General features: G+C 39.0%; 11 protein-coding genes. 7 read left to right on the forward strand and 4 right to left on the reverse strand.

Features of this window, described 5'->3' with window-relative positions:
* The first annotated feature begins 19 nt into the window (after positions 1 to 19).
* Complete coding sequence (gyrB, locus tag NQ782_RS18095; RefSeq protein ID WP_000093729.1) at positions 20 to 2,488, forward strand: DNA topoisomerase (ATP-hydrolyzing) subunit B; 2,469 nt, start codon at positions 20 to 22, stop codon at positions 2,486 to 2,488.
* A 37-nt stretch (positions 2,489 to 2,525) separates the two neighbouring features.
* Complete coding sequence (cybC, locus tag NQ782_RS18100; RefSeq protein WP_000987632.1) at positions 2,526 to 2,918, forward strand: cytochrome b562; 393 nt, start codon at positions 2,526 to 2,528, stop codon at positions 2,916 to 2,918.
* A gap of 85 nt (positions 2,919 to 3,003) precedes the next feature.
* On the opposite strand, the gene NQ782_RS18105 is transcribed toward cybC, so the two are convergent.
* Together NQ782_RS18105 and abc-f are read right to left on the reverse strand one after the other, a co-directional pair.
* Positions 3,004 to 3,561 (reverse strand): VTT domain-containing protein, encoded by a 558-nt coding sequence (locus NQ782_RS18105; RefSeq protein ID WP_001009202.1) that lies wholly within the window; start codon positions 3,559 to 3,561, stop codon positions 3,004 to 3,006.
* A 250-nt stretch (positions 3,562 to 3,811) separates the two neighbouring features.
* Positions 3,812 to 5,743, reverse strand: coding sequence for a ribosomal protection-like ABC-F family protein (gene abc-f / locus NQ782_RS18110; protein ID WP_000613985.1), 1,932 nt, complete (start codon positions 5,741 to 5,743; stop codon positions 3,812 to 3,814).
* A gap of 256 nt (positions 5,744 to 5,999) precedes the next feature.
* Here abc-f and NQ782_RS18115 point away from each other — a divergent pair, with 256 nt between their 5' ends.
* The 4 genes from NQ782_RS18115 (at position 6,000) to erpA (ending at position 10,074) form a co-directional block, all read left to right on the forward strand.
* Complete coding sequence (locus NQ782_RS18115) at positions 6,000 to 7,004, forward strand: putative solute-binding protein (RefSeq protein WP_057094329.1); 1,005 nt, start codon at positions 6,000 to 6,002, stop codon at positions 7,002 to 7,004.
* Positions 7,005 to 7,259: 255 nt separating this feature from the next.
* Positions 7,260 to 8,267: a putative solute-binding protein gene (locus NQ782_RS18120; protein ID WP_000724999.1), complete on the forward strand. Its 1,008-nt coding sequence runs from the start codon at positions 7,260 to 7,262 to the stop codon at positions 8,265 to 8,267.
* 342 nt (positions 8,268 to 8,609) lie between these two features.
* Positions 8,610 to 9,614 carry a putative solute-binding protein gene (locus NQ782_RS18125; RefSeq protein WP_001212536.1) on the forward strand — a complete coding sequence of 335 codons (1,005 nt, stop codon included), beginning with the start codon at positions 8,610 to 8,612 and terminating at the stop codon, positions 9,612 to 9,614.
* A 124-nt stretch (positions 9,615 to 9,738) separates the two neighbouring features.
* The gene (gene erpA / locus NQ782_RS18130; protein ID WP_000993572.1) at positions 9,739 to 10,074 is read left to right on the forward strand and encodes an iron-sulfur cluster insertion protein ErpA; all 336 of its coding nucleotides are present in this window, start codon (positions 9,739 to 9,741) and stop codon (positions 10,072 to 10,074) included.
* 57 nt (positions 10,075 to 10,131) lie between these two features.
* Here the strand turns inward: erpA and NQ782_RS18135 are convergent, their stop codons facing one another.
* Together NQ782_RS18135 and NQ782_RS18140 are read right to left on the reverse strand one after the other, a co-directional pair.
* A complete protein-coding gene (locus NQ782_RS18135; RefSeq protein WP_057092928.1) occupies positions 10,132 to 10,977 on the reverse strand; it encodes an alpha/beta fold hydrolase in 846 nt (281 codons plus the stop codon).
* A 127-nt stretch (positions 10,978 to 11,104) separates the two neighbouring features.
* A complete protein-coding gene (locus tag NQ782_RS18140) occupies positions 11,105 to 12,232 on the reverse strand; it encodes an anhydro-N-acetylmuramic acid kinase (RefSeq protein WP_057092926.1) in 1,128 nt (375 codons plus the stop codon).
* Positions 12,233 to 12,293: 61 nt separating this feature from the next.
* Between NQ782_RS18140 and tyrS the strand changes: the two genes are divergently transcribed.
* Positions 12,294 to 13,526, forward strand: coding sequence for a tyrosine--tRNA ligase (gene tyrS / locus NQ782_RS18145; protein WP_000335558.1), 1,233 nt, complete (start codon positions 12,294 to 12,296; stop codon positions 13,524 to 13,526).
* Positions 13,527 to 14,090 lie beyond the last annotated feature (564 nt).

A 14,090-nucleotide genomic window follows, 5' to 3' on the forward strand; every position in this document is an offset into this window, starting at 1 on the left:
TATTTGCTAGGGAGAAACCATGAGTTCAGAGTCTCAATCAGCCTCTCAAACAGAACAAACCAATGAAAAGGCTTATGATTCCTCTAGTATTAAAGTATTACGTGGATTAGATGCAGTTCGTAAACGTCCGGGTATGTATATTGGGGATACAGACGACGGTACCGGTTTACACCATATGGTGTTTGAGGTTGTCGATAATGCAATCGACGAAGCTTTAGCTGGCCACTGCGATGAAATTATTGTCACGATTCACGAGGATGAATCGGTCAGTGTTTCAGATAATGGCCGCGGTATTCCAACCGATATTCACCCTGAAGAAGGGGTTTCTGCTGCAGAAGTAATTTTAACGATTCTGCATGCAGGCGGTAAGTTTGACGATAATAGCTATAAAGTTTCAGGTGGCTTACACGGCGTAGGTGTTTCGGTTGTTAACGCACTTTCAAGTAAATTGCATCTAACGATTTACCGTGCTGGTCAAATCCATGAGCAAGAATATCATCATGGCGATCCGCAATATCCATTGCGTGTGATCGGTGAAACGGATAATACCGGAACAACTGTACGTTTTTGGCCAAGTGCAGAAACATTCAGTCAAACCATTTTTAATGTTGAAATTCTAGCACGCCGTTTACGTGAGCTTTCTTTCTTGAATGCTGGTGTACGTATCGTTTTACGTGATGAACGTATTAACCTTGAGCATGTGTATGACTATGAAGGCGGCTTATCTGAGTTTGTAAAATACATCAACGAAGGTAAAAACCATCTCAACGAAATCTTCCATTTCACAGCCGATGCTGACAACGGCATTGCTGTAGAAGTTGCATTGCAATGGAACGATAGTTACCAAGAGAATGTTCGCTGTTTCACAAATAACATTCCACAAAAAGATGGTGGTACACACTTAGCAGGTTTCCGCGCAGCTTTAACACGTGGCTTAAACCAGTATCTTGAAAATGAAAATATTCTCAAGAAAGAAAAAGTGAATGTGACTGGTGATGATGCGCGTGAAGGTTTAACAGCCATTATTTCTGTTAAGGTTCCTGATCCGAAATTCTCGTCTCAGACAAAAGAAAAATTGGTATCAAGTGAGGTAAAACCAGCGGTAGAGCAAGCAATGAACAAAGAGTTCTCTGCTTACTTACTTGAGAATCCACAAGCTGCAAAATCAATTGCAGGCAAGATTATTGATGCTGCACGCGCACGTGATGCTGCACGTAAAGCGCGTGAAATGACACGCCGTAAGAGTGCATTAGATATTGCAGGTTTGCCTGGTAAATTGGCTGATTGTCAGGAAAAAGACCCAGCGCTTTCTGAATTGTATCTTGTCGAGGGTGACTCAGCGGGTGGTAGTGCCAAACAAGGCCGTAACCGTAAAATGCAGGCTATTCTACCTTTAAAAGGTAAGATCCTGAACGTTGAGCGTGCGCGCTTTGACAAAATGATCTCTAGTCAGGAAGTAGGTACATTAATTACAGCACTTGGCTGTGGTATTGGCCGTGAAGAATATAACCCTGACAAGCTCCGTTATCATAAAATTATTATTATGACCGATGCCGATGTCGATGGTTCGCACATTCGTACATTGTTATTAACATTCTTCTTCCGTCAAATGCCGGAGTTGGTGGAACGTGGTCATATTTATATTGCACAGCCACCTTTGTATAAGCTCAAAAAAGGTAAGCAAGAGCAATATATTAAAGATAACGACGCATTAGAAACTTACTTGATTTCAAATGCGATTGATGAGCTTGCTTTACATATTAGTGCTGATGCGCCTGCAATTACAGGTGAAGCGCTGGCAAAAGTAATTCAAGACTATCAAGTTTCACAAAAGAGCTTACAACGCTTAACGTTACGTTATCCAGCAAGCTTACTTGATGCATTACTCGAAGTAGATGCATTTAAAGCAGATCAAAACCATGATCAAGCTTATGTACAACAATGGGCGGATCAAGTACGTGAAGCTGTACAAAGACTACAGCCAAGTTTGCGCCCTGAAATTACGCTTGAAACATTTGAACGCGAGAATGCCCAAGGCGAGAAATCTGCGCATTACTGGCCACGTGTAACTGTATATGTTCATAACTTGCCACACGCTTACTTACTTGACGCAGGTTTATTGAATTCTGCGGAATATGCTCGTTTATTGAAGAACTCGAAGAGTTGGTTCAAGTTAATTGAAGATGGCGCATACTTACAAAAAGGTGATCGTCGTATTCAAGTCGCTAATTTCCATCAGGTATGGCAGCACATTCTGCAAGATTCACGCCGTGGAATGATGATCCAGCGCTATAAAGGTCTGGGCGAGATGAATGCTGAGCAGCTTTGGGAAACCACAATGGACCCTGAAAACCGTAATATGTTACAGGTGACTATTGATGATGCAATTGAAGCTGATCGCATGTTCTCATGCTTAATGGGCGATGATGTTGAACCACGTCGTGCCTTTATTGAAGAAAATGCATTAAATGCGGATATTGATGCTTAATTGATAGCAAGATTCTAAATCAGTCTAGGGAGAGAAGATGATGAGTCAAAAAATTCTAGCAAGTATGCTGATTTCATGTGCGGCTTTAGTGAGTCATTCTGCATTTGCAGCAGACTTGGAAGCCGACATGAAAACTTTAGCGAAGAGCACTAAAGCCTTTGCTGAAGCAAAAGATATCGATAACGCTAAACAGCAGCTTGTGATTATGCGTCAGGCAGCATTATCTTCAAAATTATCTTTACCTCATAAGTTGGAAGGTTTACCCCCTGAAAATGTACAGGTAAAAGAGTACCAAGCGGGTTTAGATCAGTTAGTTGCTGAAATTGATCGGGTTACGGTTTTTGTTGATAAGGGACAATTGGACCAAGCCAAAACTGAAGCAATTAATCTGGTAAATATTCGTAATGAAAACCACAAAAAGTTTAGATAAAGTTACTTTGATCTAAATCAAATAAAGGGAATGATTAATTCATTCCCTTTATTTTTGGCTATATAAATTTATTTAACCAAATATATTAATTCTCTACAAAATCTGTAACTTGAATGAGTGCATGGCCAAATAGGTAGCCAGCCGTTAAGAGGATACAGATCCACAAAATAGCTCCTGCCACATTGTAAATCAAAAATTTTCCATAGCTCATATTGCTTGAGCCAGCAGCGAGGGGTGCAAAAGAACGTGCGAAAGGTATAAAACGTGCTAAAAGAATAGTTTTACCACCATGTTGCAAGAAATAGCGGTTCGTTTTATTCAAATATTCTTTTTTAATAAAACGTGATTTTGCTTCAAAAATACGATTTCCAAAATGGCGGCCAATAGAATAATTGACGATATAGCCTAATGTTGCTGCAACGGTGAGCAGAGTAATCATATAACCAAGATGCATCAGTTCAACCACCGAGCACAGTGCACCTACAGTTAAAAGTAAGCTATCTCCAGGTAAAAAGAACATAAACACAAAAGCGGTTTCAGAAAAAATAATCAAAAAGAGTATGGCATAAACCCATGCACCATACTCCTGAATCAAAATAGGTAAAAATTGTTCAAAATTAGTAATAAAATCAATAAAATTCATTCAGTTTGTCTGATCCCGAATTAAATACCTACTCAAGAAGGGTAAAAACGAAGTTACAGAATTTAGTTAAATTATCTGTGTATGGCAACCCTTAAGATGTAGCTTAAGTTTTATATGTTATCAAATTTGAATCTATCTCAAAAATTTAACAGCTGAATGAAACTTTATTAGAGATCGTTCATATTTTTATAAGCTAATAAAAATAAAAGCCAGTACAGATACTTAAATATACGAGTACTGGCCAAGATATTTAGTTTTCAAATGAGGCTTCCATTTCCTCAAGTTCCATCATGAGTTCTAAGAGTTGCTCTTCATATTGTTCAAGCTTAGCTTTGAGTTCGGTTTGCTCATTCATCAGTTTAAGCAAATCGTCCTTACGATTAGCTTCATATAATGAAGTATCTGCTAAAGCTTCTTCGATTTCAGCAAGACGTGGCTGAAGCTTTTCAATTTGAGATTCAACCTTTTCAATATTTTTACGGATTGGTCGAGTTTGTTCACGACGGCGAGCTGCTTCTTTACGCTGTGCTTCTTTATCGACTTTAGCTGGAGCTGGAGCGGCAGAAGATGAATTATTTTGTGCTACAGCAGTCTGAGCATTGATTTGTTGCTGGCGTGCTTCACGTAGCCATTTAGCATAATCCTGCAAATCACCTTCAAACTCGGTACATTTGCCACCGTGTACCAAAAGGAGTTCATCACAAACGCTGGCAATAAGTTGACGTTCGTGAGAAACCAGAACAACTGCACCCTCAAAATCTTGTAAGGCCATACTAAGCGCATGACGCATATCAAGGTCTAAGTGGTTCGTTGGTTCATCCAGAATTAAAACATTTGGGCGCTGCCATACAATGAGTGCTAAGGCCAAACGAGCGCGCTCACCCCCAGAGAAGCTTTCACATGGAGTATCCATGCGTTCGCCACTAAAGCCAAAACTACCTAAAAAAGAACGTAATGTTGCTTCACTAATTTGTTTATCGGCTATCCGAGCGAGTTGAAGCATTGGGCTGGCTTGACCATCTAAAGCGTCCATTTGGTGCTGCGCAAAGTAACCAATGTTAAGTAGCTCGGAAGCTTTACGTTCACCTGCCAGTAATGGTAAATCGCCCACCAAGCTTTTAATCAATGTTGATTTACCCGCACCATTCATACCAAGCAGGCCAATACGCGAGTTTGGCGTAATTTGAAGTTTAATTTTTTCAGCAATTTTTTTATCGCCATAACCTATGCTGGCATTTTCTAGGGTCAGCAACGGTGAACTCATTTTGGTAGGTTCACGGAAACTAAAAGTAAACGGTGTATCTACATGAGCAGGTGCAAGTTGCTGCATGCGTTCAAGTTGCTTAATACGACTTTGTGCCTGACGAGCTTTAGTGGCTTTAGCCTTAAAGCGATCAATGAACTTTTGTAAATGAGCACGGGCTTCTTGCTGTTTTTCAAAAGCTTGTTGTTGTTGTGCTAAACGTTCACTTCGAGTGGTCTCAAATGTGGAGTAGTTACCCGTGTAAAGAGTAAGTTCCTGATTCTCAATATGAAGAATATGGTCTGTAATTGCATCTAAGAAATCTCGGTCATGCGAGATTAAAATGAGGGTGCCCTCATAAGCTTTGAGCCAATCTTCTAACCATAAAATTGCATCCAAATCTAAGTGGTTAGTTGGCTCATCCAATAAGAGTAAGTCAGAACGACTCATCAATGTACGCGCCAAATTCAGACGCATACGCCATCCACCAGAAAAACTAGCAACGTTTAAACGTAATTGATGTTCTAGAAACCCTAAGCCAGCCATCAGCTGAGCTGCTTTAGATGGCGCAGAATAACCATGAATTTCATCAAAACGGCCATGTAATTTAGCCAAATCCGAGTCTGTTAATTGTTCTGGTTGAGCAAGTTTATTTTGAATATCCCAATATTCTTCATCACCAGAAAGGACAAAGTCGATAGCAGGCATGTCTAGGGCTTTAACTTCTTGCGCCATATGGGCCACAGTCCATACAGAAGGACGAGTAAGCGAGCCTTCATCTGCTCCTAAGCTACCGAGTAATGCTGCAAATAGTGTTGATTTACCTGCACCATTGACCCCAGTCAGACCAATCTTCCAACCTGGGTGTAATTGCATAGACGCTTTTTGAAATAGAACACGTCCACCGCGGCGTAAAGAAACTTGGTCAAATTGAATCATCTTGTCTTATCGAGGTGAGTTAGGGATGCTGTATTTTAAAGAGAACTGATCATGAAGACAAAACTTTCGGAGTTTTAGTTTATAAATACTGAGATTGCATGGTTTCACTGATTCCGATTAAAGCTATTCGTCTGAAAATATCTAAATTTTGAGCAAGATAGGCCACATTTAGAAAAATATGGCTAAAATAAAAACAATTTAAAACTTGGTTGATAAATGAGCTACTAACTAATAAAACCAGACTAAGGAAAGTCAAATGAAAAAAAGATTGGGGATAGTAAGTGCAGTCATTTGCTGTGCTATGGGGACAACACACGCGGGGCAAAACGTATGTGTATTCGATTTACTGGGTAAATCAGGTGAATCCTACAAAATGATGGAAGAATGGGCACTTGCGGCGAAAAGTTGGCAAGCGGACATTACATTAATTCCATTTCAAGATGAAGCTCTAGTAGATCGTAGGCTGCGTGAGGGTAAATGCGATGCAGCTTATATGACTTCAATGCGAGCACGAAACTACAATAAATTTGCAGGCTCGATTGATGCGATTGGCGGGGTGACAAGTAATGCTATTGCTCAAAAGGCGATTAGTTACGTTTTGGATCAACGTAATAAAAATCGCATGCTAACCACACAAAATGGAACAAACTATGAGGTGGTTGGAATTGTCCAGATTGGACTAGCATACTTATTTGTAAGAGATAGAAACCTCAACTCAATTGAGAAAGTACGTGGGACTAAGTTTGCCATTTTGCAATATGACGCAGCCCAGAAAATTATGGTTGAAAGTGTAGGTGCCCAGCCTATTCCTTCTGAGATTACCGATTTTGTGAAAAAGTTTAATAGTGGCCAAGTCGAGGCAATTGCTGCACCTGCTTATGCTTATAAACCGTTAGAAATTGGTAAGGGAATTGGAACAAATGGAGCCATGTTTACTTTTCCTGTGGTGAACGTCACAGGGGATTTAATTGCAAGAAGTGATAAGTTTCCCGCCAATTTTGGAATGAAGTCTCGTGAATGGTTTATTAAACAGTTGCCACAGAACTTCGCAATGGTAAAACGGTTAGAAACCGGTATTCCTCCTAAAATTAAATTAAATTTTTCAGCCGAAGATAAGTTGAAATATCAGAAAATATTACGTGAAGGTCGCCTTGGCTTAACAAAACAAGGTGTATATGACGCGACAATGATGAGTGTACTCAAGCGCGCACGATGCACCATTGAACGGACAAATTTTGAATGTACGCTTACTGGAGAGTAGTTTGTTTTTTAATCACAAAAACCCTACAGATATTTCAAAGCTGAATATGGGTATGAAAATTGTGAATATAAAAAATAACTTACGGAAAGTTAGCGATTTTTCATTTTAATAAATAATTTAAGTCGAACAAACAATGGTTCAATGAGATAAAAATATTTGAGTAAAAGCTCTATTTTTTTCTAAAAAACATGATTAATATCTGTGTTTGAAAGGAAACTTCAAACAAAAAATCTGTTCCGTGGAAGGATGAAGAAAATGAAAAAAATCGTACTTGCTATGGCTGCCGCTTCTGTTGTTGGTTTTTCTGCTTCAGCGCAAGCAGCGAGTACCGTGTGTGTATTCGACCTCTTAGGAAAAGCAGGCGACTCATATAAAATGATGGAAGAATGGGCTCTAGCTGCAAAAGGCTGGGGTACTGAAATTAACTTAGTTCCTCGTCAGGACGAGGCTGTTGCAGATAATGATTTCAAAGCTGGTAAATGTGATGCCGTAGCAATGACAGCTATGCGTGCTCGCCAATATAACAAATTTGCCGGATCAATCGACTCGCTTGGTGGCGTTCCTAATAACCAAATTGCACAACGTGCTATTACTTATGTATTAGATGCACGTAATGCTGCAAAAATGACAACTAACCTTGGTGGTAAAAAATACGAAGTTGCTGGTATCTCTCCGTTAGGTTCAGCGTTCATTTTTGTACGTGATAAAAACATCAACTCAGTTGAAAAAGCTGCTGGTAAAAAATTCGCCGTGTTAGGTTATGACGATGCACAAAAAATTATGGTGCAGCGCGTAGGTGCTCAGGCAGTTCTTTCTGATATTTCAAACTTTGCTGCTAAATTTAATAATGGTCAGGTAGATATGGTAGGTGCGCCTGCTTATGCTTACAAACCATTAGAATTGAACAAAGGTTTGGGTGCAAACGGTGTAATGTGGAACTTCCCAGTATTACATGTAACGGCTGATTTAGTATTGCGTGCTGATAAATTCCCAGCAGGCTTTGGTCAAAAGTCTCGTGATTGGTTCGTAAAACAATTACCAAAAAGCTTTGCAATGATTAACCGTTTAGAAGCACAAATTCCAGGTAAATATAAAATGAACCTAAGTGCTGAAGACAAACTGAAATATCAAAAAATGTTACGTGATGGCCGTATGGATTTAACTAAACGCGGTATTTACGATGCAGGTATGATGTCTGTATTGAAAAAAGCACGTTGTTCTGTAGACAAAGCTAACTTTGAATGTTCAATGCCTGGTGAATAATTCATGTTGAACTTAAAAGCCTAGATTTATTCTAGGCTTTTTTGCTTTCTATAGGCTGTCAATTCAGCCATTGTGATTCATTAAAAAGACGCTAATCTAAATTGAGGATAAAACTTCATCTGGATATATGAAGATATTAGAAAATAGAACAAGGAAGTGAGTCATTAAAAGAGCTAAGGGAATTTAACTCGTTATTTTTTATTGAGCTCGGATAAACAGAATTGATCATAAAAATATCTAAATTGTGAATCTTAGATGAAGCATATCTCATGAGAATCATGCCAACCAGCGTGAAATTTCTTGATGCCAAAAACAAAAAATTTACAAGGAAAGGAAAAGAATATGCGATTTTCCAAAACGCTTTTACTTGCGATGGGACTCACAACAATTTCATTTGCAGCCGAGGCCAAACAAACCATATGTGTTTTTGACTTTGTTGGTAAAAATGGCGATGTCTATGCACTCATGAAGGACTATCAGCTTGCAGCGAAAAACTGGGGAGCTGATATCGAACTAAAAGTAAACCAGAATGAAGCAGTGATTGCTGAAGATTTTAAAGCGGGCAAATGTGATGGTATTAGTGTATCAGGCATGCGCGGACGTCAATTCAACTCATTTACGGGATCATTAGATGCAATTGGCGCGATTCCAGATCTCAAACTTGCTGTTAAAGTCATGCAAGGTTTAGCGAGCCAAACCTTTAGTAAATATATGGTCAATGGCCGCTATGAGGTAGTAGGTGTTATTCCGGTAGGAGATGCTTACCTTTTAGTAAACGACCGTAGTATTAATACCGTAGCGAAAGCTGCCGGTAAAAAAATCGCCGTATTAGACTACGATGAAGCACAAAAAATTATGGTTCAGCAGGTGGGTGCTCAGGCAGTGAGTGCAGATGTGACTAACTTCGGGGCCAAATTTAACAATCATCAGGTCGATATTATTGGTGCGCCAGCAGCAGCTTTTAAACCTTTAGAGTTACAAAAAGGCTTAGGTACCAAAGGGGCAATTGTAAACTATCCAATCTTACAGGTGACCGGAAATATTATTATTCGTCCAGACAAATTCCCAGCTGGTTTTGGTCAGAAATCTAGAGAGTGGGTGGCTGGTCAGTTACCGCGTGCTTTTACTATCTTGGGTAAAATGAAAGCGGATATTCCGCAAAAATATTGGATGGAAGTACCAGCTGCCGATAAACCGGGTTATCAAAAGCTCATGCGTGAATCACGAATTAACCTTACACAACGCGGGGTGTATGATAAACGGATGATGAAACTATTATGGCAATTCCGTTGTAAGCAAGACGCGAAAAACTTTGAATGTGGCTTACAAGATGAGAATTACAAATAATCTTGATAAAAATACTCAAGATTCGCTTTAAACTTCGAAGACAGACCCTATATTGATTATGCTATACTCAATATAGGGTCTTTTTTATTTTGAAAGGCACAGCAAAATCCGAGGAACAATCATCATGAATGCCCAAGCTCTAGTTTTGACAGATAATGCTGCCAATAAGGTACGCCAACTCCGTGATAGTGAAGGGAATGACGATCTCATGTTACGTGTATATGTAACCGGAGGCGGGTGTTCAGGGTTTTCATACGGCTTCAATTTCGCCGAAAGCGTAAATGAAGATGATGCTGAATTTGTAAATGGCGATGTAAAGATGCTGGTTGACTCGCTCAGCTATCAATACTTAGTTGGCTCAGTGGTTGATTATGTTGAAGGCCTTGAAGGTTCACGCTTTATTGTGCAGAACCCGAATGCGACAACAACGTGTGGTTGTGGTTCTTCATTCTCAATTTAAAAAGAATTTTAAATAAAAAAAACCTCTCTATGATGAGAGGTTTTTTTATTTATAAGATTATGCTTGTTCATGTAGAGATTCTAAAAAGTACTGTACGAGTTCAGGTGCATTTTGATAAGGAATCCAATGAGAGGCATCCATAAAAATAGCCTTATAATTATTTTTAAAATAACCTGAATTTAACATGGCACTTTTTTCTGTTACTGCAATATCATGCTTACCCCAAATAAAAAGAGTGGGAACGTCTATTGCTTTAAAAGGATTTTCAGGCTTTTCCCAAAAAAATCCACGATACCAATTCAACGCCGTAGTTAGCCTATTTTCTTTTATAAACTCAGTCTCGAATATTTCAATTTGCTGCTCGGTCATGCCAGATGACTTAAGAAAGTTACGGCCTAATTTAGGCATCTTTTTAAATAAAAGTTCGGGCAGAATAGGAAGCTGAAAAACTGCAAAATAATAAGATTTTAGTAGTTGATTGCTAATTAAGCAGGCTTTTAAAAAAGCAGCTTGATGGGGTACGGAAACTAAAGTGAGATGTTGAATATACTGCGGATACTTCATAGCTACACTAGACGCAATTACAGAACCCCAATCGTGCCCAATTAAATAAACTGGTTGACCAAGTCCCTTAATAAAAACTGCAACATCTTCAGTTAGTTCACTTAAAGCGTAATGAAAGCGGCTTTGTGGTCTAGCATTTAGACTATAACCACGTTGATGGATCGCAAATGTTCTAAATTGATGTTGATGTAATAATTCCGAAGTCTGCTCCCAACTATGAGCAGTTTCTGGAAAGCCATGCAATAAAACCACGAGAGGGCCATCTATAGGGCCTGAATCAATGACATCGAATGTCCAAGCCCCACGAGTATATTGATGAATACGGTTGGTCAAATCCATAACAACATGCCTTACTTATTTTTGTTGGCATTTATCATGAATTTTTATGACCAATTTAATAACAGCATTTCGGGTCAGGAAATGTGTTATGAGGTCGAATCGGTCCAATTAAATCGAATAAGTAGCTTTATACCGCCGTGATCGTGCCTAAGATTCTAAAATCTGAAGCTCCTGTTACCGCAGGTAAATTACCACTTAAACCATCCACAAAACGCATTGCTAACCATGCAAATGCTGTAGCCTCAACCCAAGTAGGGGAGAGTCCTAAAACATCAGTGGTTTGAACTGACCAATTGTGCTTACGTAAGCGCCAACGTAATTGTTCTAACAAATAAGAGTTATAAGCTCCACCACCACAAACATATACTTCACCTGTTTCCATCTCAGAACGATAAATTGCTTTTTGAATGGCACGCACAGTAAGTTTTAATAGGGTTGCTTGAATGTTTTCAGGGGTATCTTCTAACTCATCGTAAGTTAAATCATTACGCCAATCGATTAACTGATCATCTAACCAGTCAATATTGAAATCTTCACGTCCCGTACTTTTAGGTGGCTCTTTAGAAAAATACTCATGAGCATAAAGACGGTCGAGTAACGAACGAATAGGATGACCATAAGCAGCCCAGTCACCATTTTCATCGTATGGATGACCTGTATGGCGATGACACCATGCATCCATCAAAATATTGGCAGGTCCAGTATCAAAACCAAAAACGCCGTCTGGATTATTAGCTGGTAACATACTTACATTGGCAATGCCGCCTAAATTCAAAATTACCCGATGAATGCTTGGGTGCTGGAATAATGCCTGATGAAATGCAGGCACTAATGGAGCACCTTGACCACCTGCTGCCATATCTCTACGACGGAAATCTGAAACAACCGGAATTTGAGTGATCTCAGTAATAATGTTTGGATCGCCAATTTGTAGCGTAAAACCATGCTCTGGACGATGACGAATGGTTTGTCCATGTGACCCAATCGCTTTAATTTGACTACGATCTAATTGGTGCTTTTCAATGAGAGAATTAATCCCGTGACCAATCATTTTAGCTAGAGCAACATCAGCTTTACCCATGCGGTCAATTTCATTGTCATCGGGTAAAGTTAATGCCATAAGCTCATCACGTAACTCGGGTTCGAATGGAACTGTAAGTGTGGCATGAAGCTGTAGTGGCTCAAATGAAGCCGCAACAATATCCACACCATCCATACTAGTGCCAGTCATTACGCCGATATAGATTGCGCTCATATGCAACTTCCCCTGCAAGACGCTGAAAAAATGTTAGTATATCGCACAAATTGAATAACTGATGTGTTTAGGTTTTGTGATGTCAAATTTCTTGCCCGCCGAAGAACAGCTTGCCCTCATCCAACGAGGCACGCACGAAATTATTTCAGAAGAAGATTTACTGAAAAAGCTTAAAGAGAATCGTCCTCTTAAAATTAAAGCTGGTTTTGACCCTACAGCTCCAGATTTACATTTAGGACATACGGTTCTTATTAACAAACTAAAAACGTTTCAAGATTTGGGTCATGAAGTTACTTTCTTAATTGGCGACTATACCGCCATGATTGGTGACCCAACGGGTAAAAGTGCAACTCGTCCGCCGTTATCACGCGAACAAGTTGAAGCTAACGCTAAAACTTATCAAGAACAAGTTTTCAAAATCTTAGATCCGAATAAAACAAAAGTACGTTTTAACTCAGAGTGGTTTAACCAAAAGTCTGCTGCAGATCTTATTCAGTTGGCAAGCCAGCAAACAGTATCACGTATGTTAGAGCGTGATGACTTCACTAAGCGTTATAACAACCATCAGCCAATTGCGATTCATGAGTTCTTATATCCTTTAGTTCAAGGCTATGACTCTATCGCACTTGAAGCAGACGTTGAGTTAGGTGGTACAGACCAAACCTTTAACTTACTTATGGGCCGTACGTTACAAAGCCGTTATGGCCAAGAATCACAAGTGTGTATCACTGTACCAATTCTAGAAGGTTTAGATGGCGTAAATAAAATGTCTAAATCTTTAGGTAACTATATTGGTGTTTTTGATGCGCCAGGTGCAATGTACCAAAAAGTATTATCAATGCCTGACTCTTTAATCGAACGTTATTTCGATTTATTAAGTTTTAAATCTCTAGATGAGATCAAAGCTTTATTAGATGAAATCGCGGCTGGTCGTAATCCACAAGAAGTAAAACGTATTCTTGCACTCGAGTTGGTTGAACGCTTCCATGATGCTGAAGCAGCTGCTAATGCTCATAAGAGTGCTGGTAACCGTATTACAGAAGGTGAGGTGCCAGCAGATACTCCTGAAGTAACTATTTCACGTGGTGAGTTTGGTGGTGAAATCTTTATTGCCACGATTCTTCGCGTAGCAGGATTAAATCCAAATGCAGCAGCTGCAAAAGATGCTGTTGCACGCGGTGCAGTAAAAGTAGACTGGAATGTAGTAGATGCAAGTTTCTCTGTAAAAGAAAACGGGACTTTTATTATTCAGTCTGGGAAAAAAGCAATTGCACGTGTAACTTTCACTGACTAAAAGTTATGTAGTGATAGAAAAGCAGGAGTAATCCTGCTTTTTTTATTTCAGAACTATAAAACCAATTAAGCGTTCCACGTGGAACCATTTAAGTATTATTAAGAATAAAATAAATTAAAAAATAAGAAGAAATATAAAGTAGGGTAGAGTATTTGCTCTAATATTTCTTTGGATTCTTTGGATTCTTTGGATTCTTTGGATTCTTTGGATTCTTTGGATTCTTTGGATTCTTTGGATTCTTTGGATTCTTTGGATTAAAAAGCTTATAGAGGAATAAAAACCATATAAAAGACTCCCTAACTCCAAAATGATTATATAGCTAAAGATAAAAACCAATAAAAAATAGCAAAAATGCCTAAAAAAAAGCCATATATATCACTTTTTTCGCAAAATAGTAGAAAAAAACGGCACTCAAGTGAAAAAGGGATAAATACCCCTTGCAAAGGGTTATTAATGGTCTATAATGCACATCCATCGGCGGTGATGCAGATATAAACTTGTTGAAAAACAGTTACTTGTGATTAGGTTGATTGCTTTAAGTGATGAATTTGATGATGAGATGGT

The sequence above is a fragment of the Acinetobacter sp. BD54 genome (assembly GCF_044778325.1).
Classification (GTDB): domain Bacteria; phylum Pseudomonadota; class Gammaproteobacteria; order Pseudomonadales; family Moraxellaceae; genus Acinetobacter; species Acinetobacter baumannii.

Bases quoted from the DNA above. Each gene is read 5' to 3' on its own strand.
- gyrB (WP_000093729.1), top strand. From the start codon at position 20: ATGAGTTCAGAGTCTCAATCAGCCTCTCAAACAGAACAAACCAATGAA.
- cybC (WP_000987632.1), top strand. From the start codon at position 2,526: ATGATGAGTCAAAAAATTCTAGCAAGTATGCTGATTTCATGTGCGGCT.
- NQ782_RS18105 (WP_001009202.1), bottom strand. From the start codon at position 3,561: ATGAATTTTATTGATTTTATTACTAATTTTGAACAATTTTTACCTATT.
- abc-f (WP_000613985.1), bottom strand. From the start codon at position 5,743: ATGATTCAATTTGACCAAGTTTCTTTACGCCGCGGTGGACGTGTTCTA.
- NQ782_RS18115 (WP_057094329.1), top strand. From the start codon at position 6,000: ATGAAAAAAAGATTGGGGATAGTAAGTGCAGTCATTTGCTGTGCTATG.
- NQ782_RS18120 (WP_000724999.1), top strand. From the start codon at position 7,260: ATGAAAAAAATCGTACTTGCTATGGCTGCCGCTTCTGTTGTTGGTTTT.
- NQ782_RS18125 (WP_001212536.1), top strand. From the start codon at position 8,610: ATGCGATTTTCCAAAACGCTTTTACTTGCGATGGGACTCACAACAATT.
- erpA (WP_000993572.1), top strand. From the start codon at position 9,739: ATGAATGCCCAAGCTCTAGTTTTGACAGATAATGCTGCCAATAAGGTA.
- NQ782_RS18135 (WP_057092928.1), bottom strand. From the start codon at position 10,977: ATGGATTTGACCAACCGTATTCATCAATATACTCGTGGGGCTTGGACA.
- NQ782_RS18140 (WP_057092926.1), bottom strand. From the start codon at position 12,232: ATGAGCGCAATCTATATCGGCGTAATGACTGGCACTAGTATGGATGGT.
- tyrS (WP_000335558.1), top strand. From the start codon at position 12,294: ATGTGTTTAGGTTTTGTGATGTCAAATTTCTTGCCCGCCGAAGAACAG.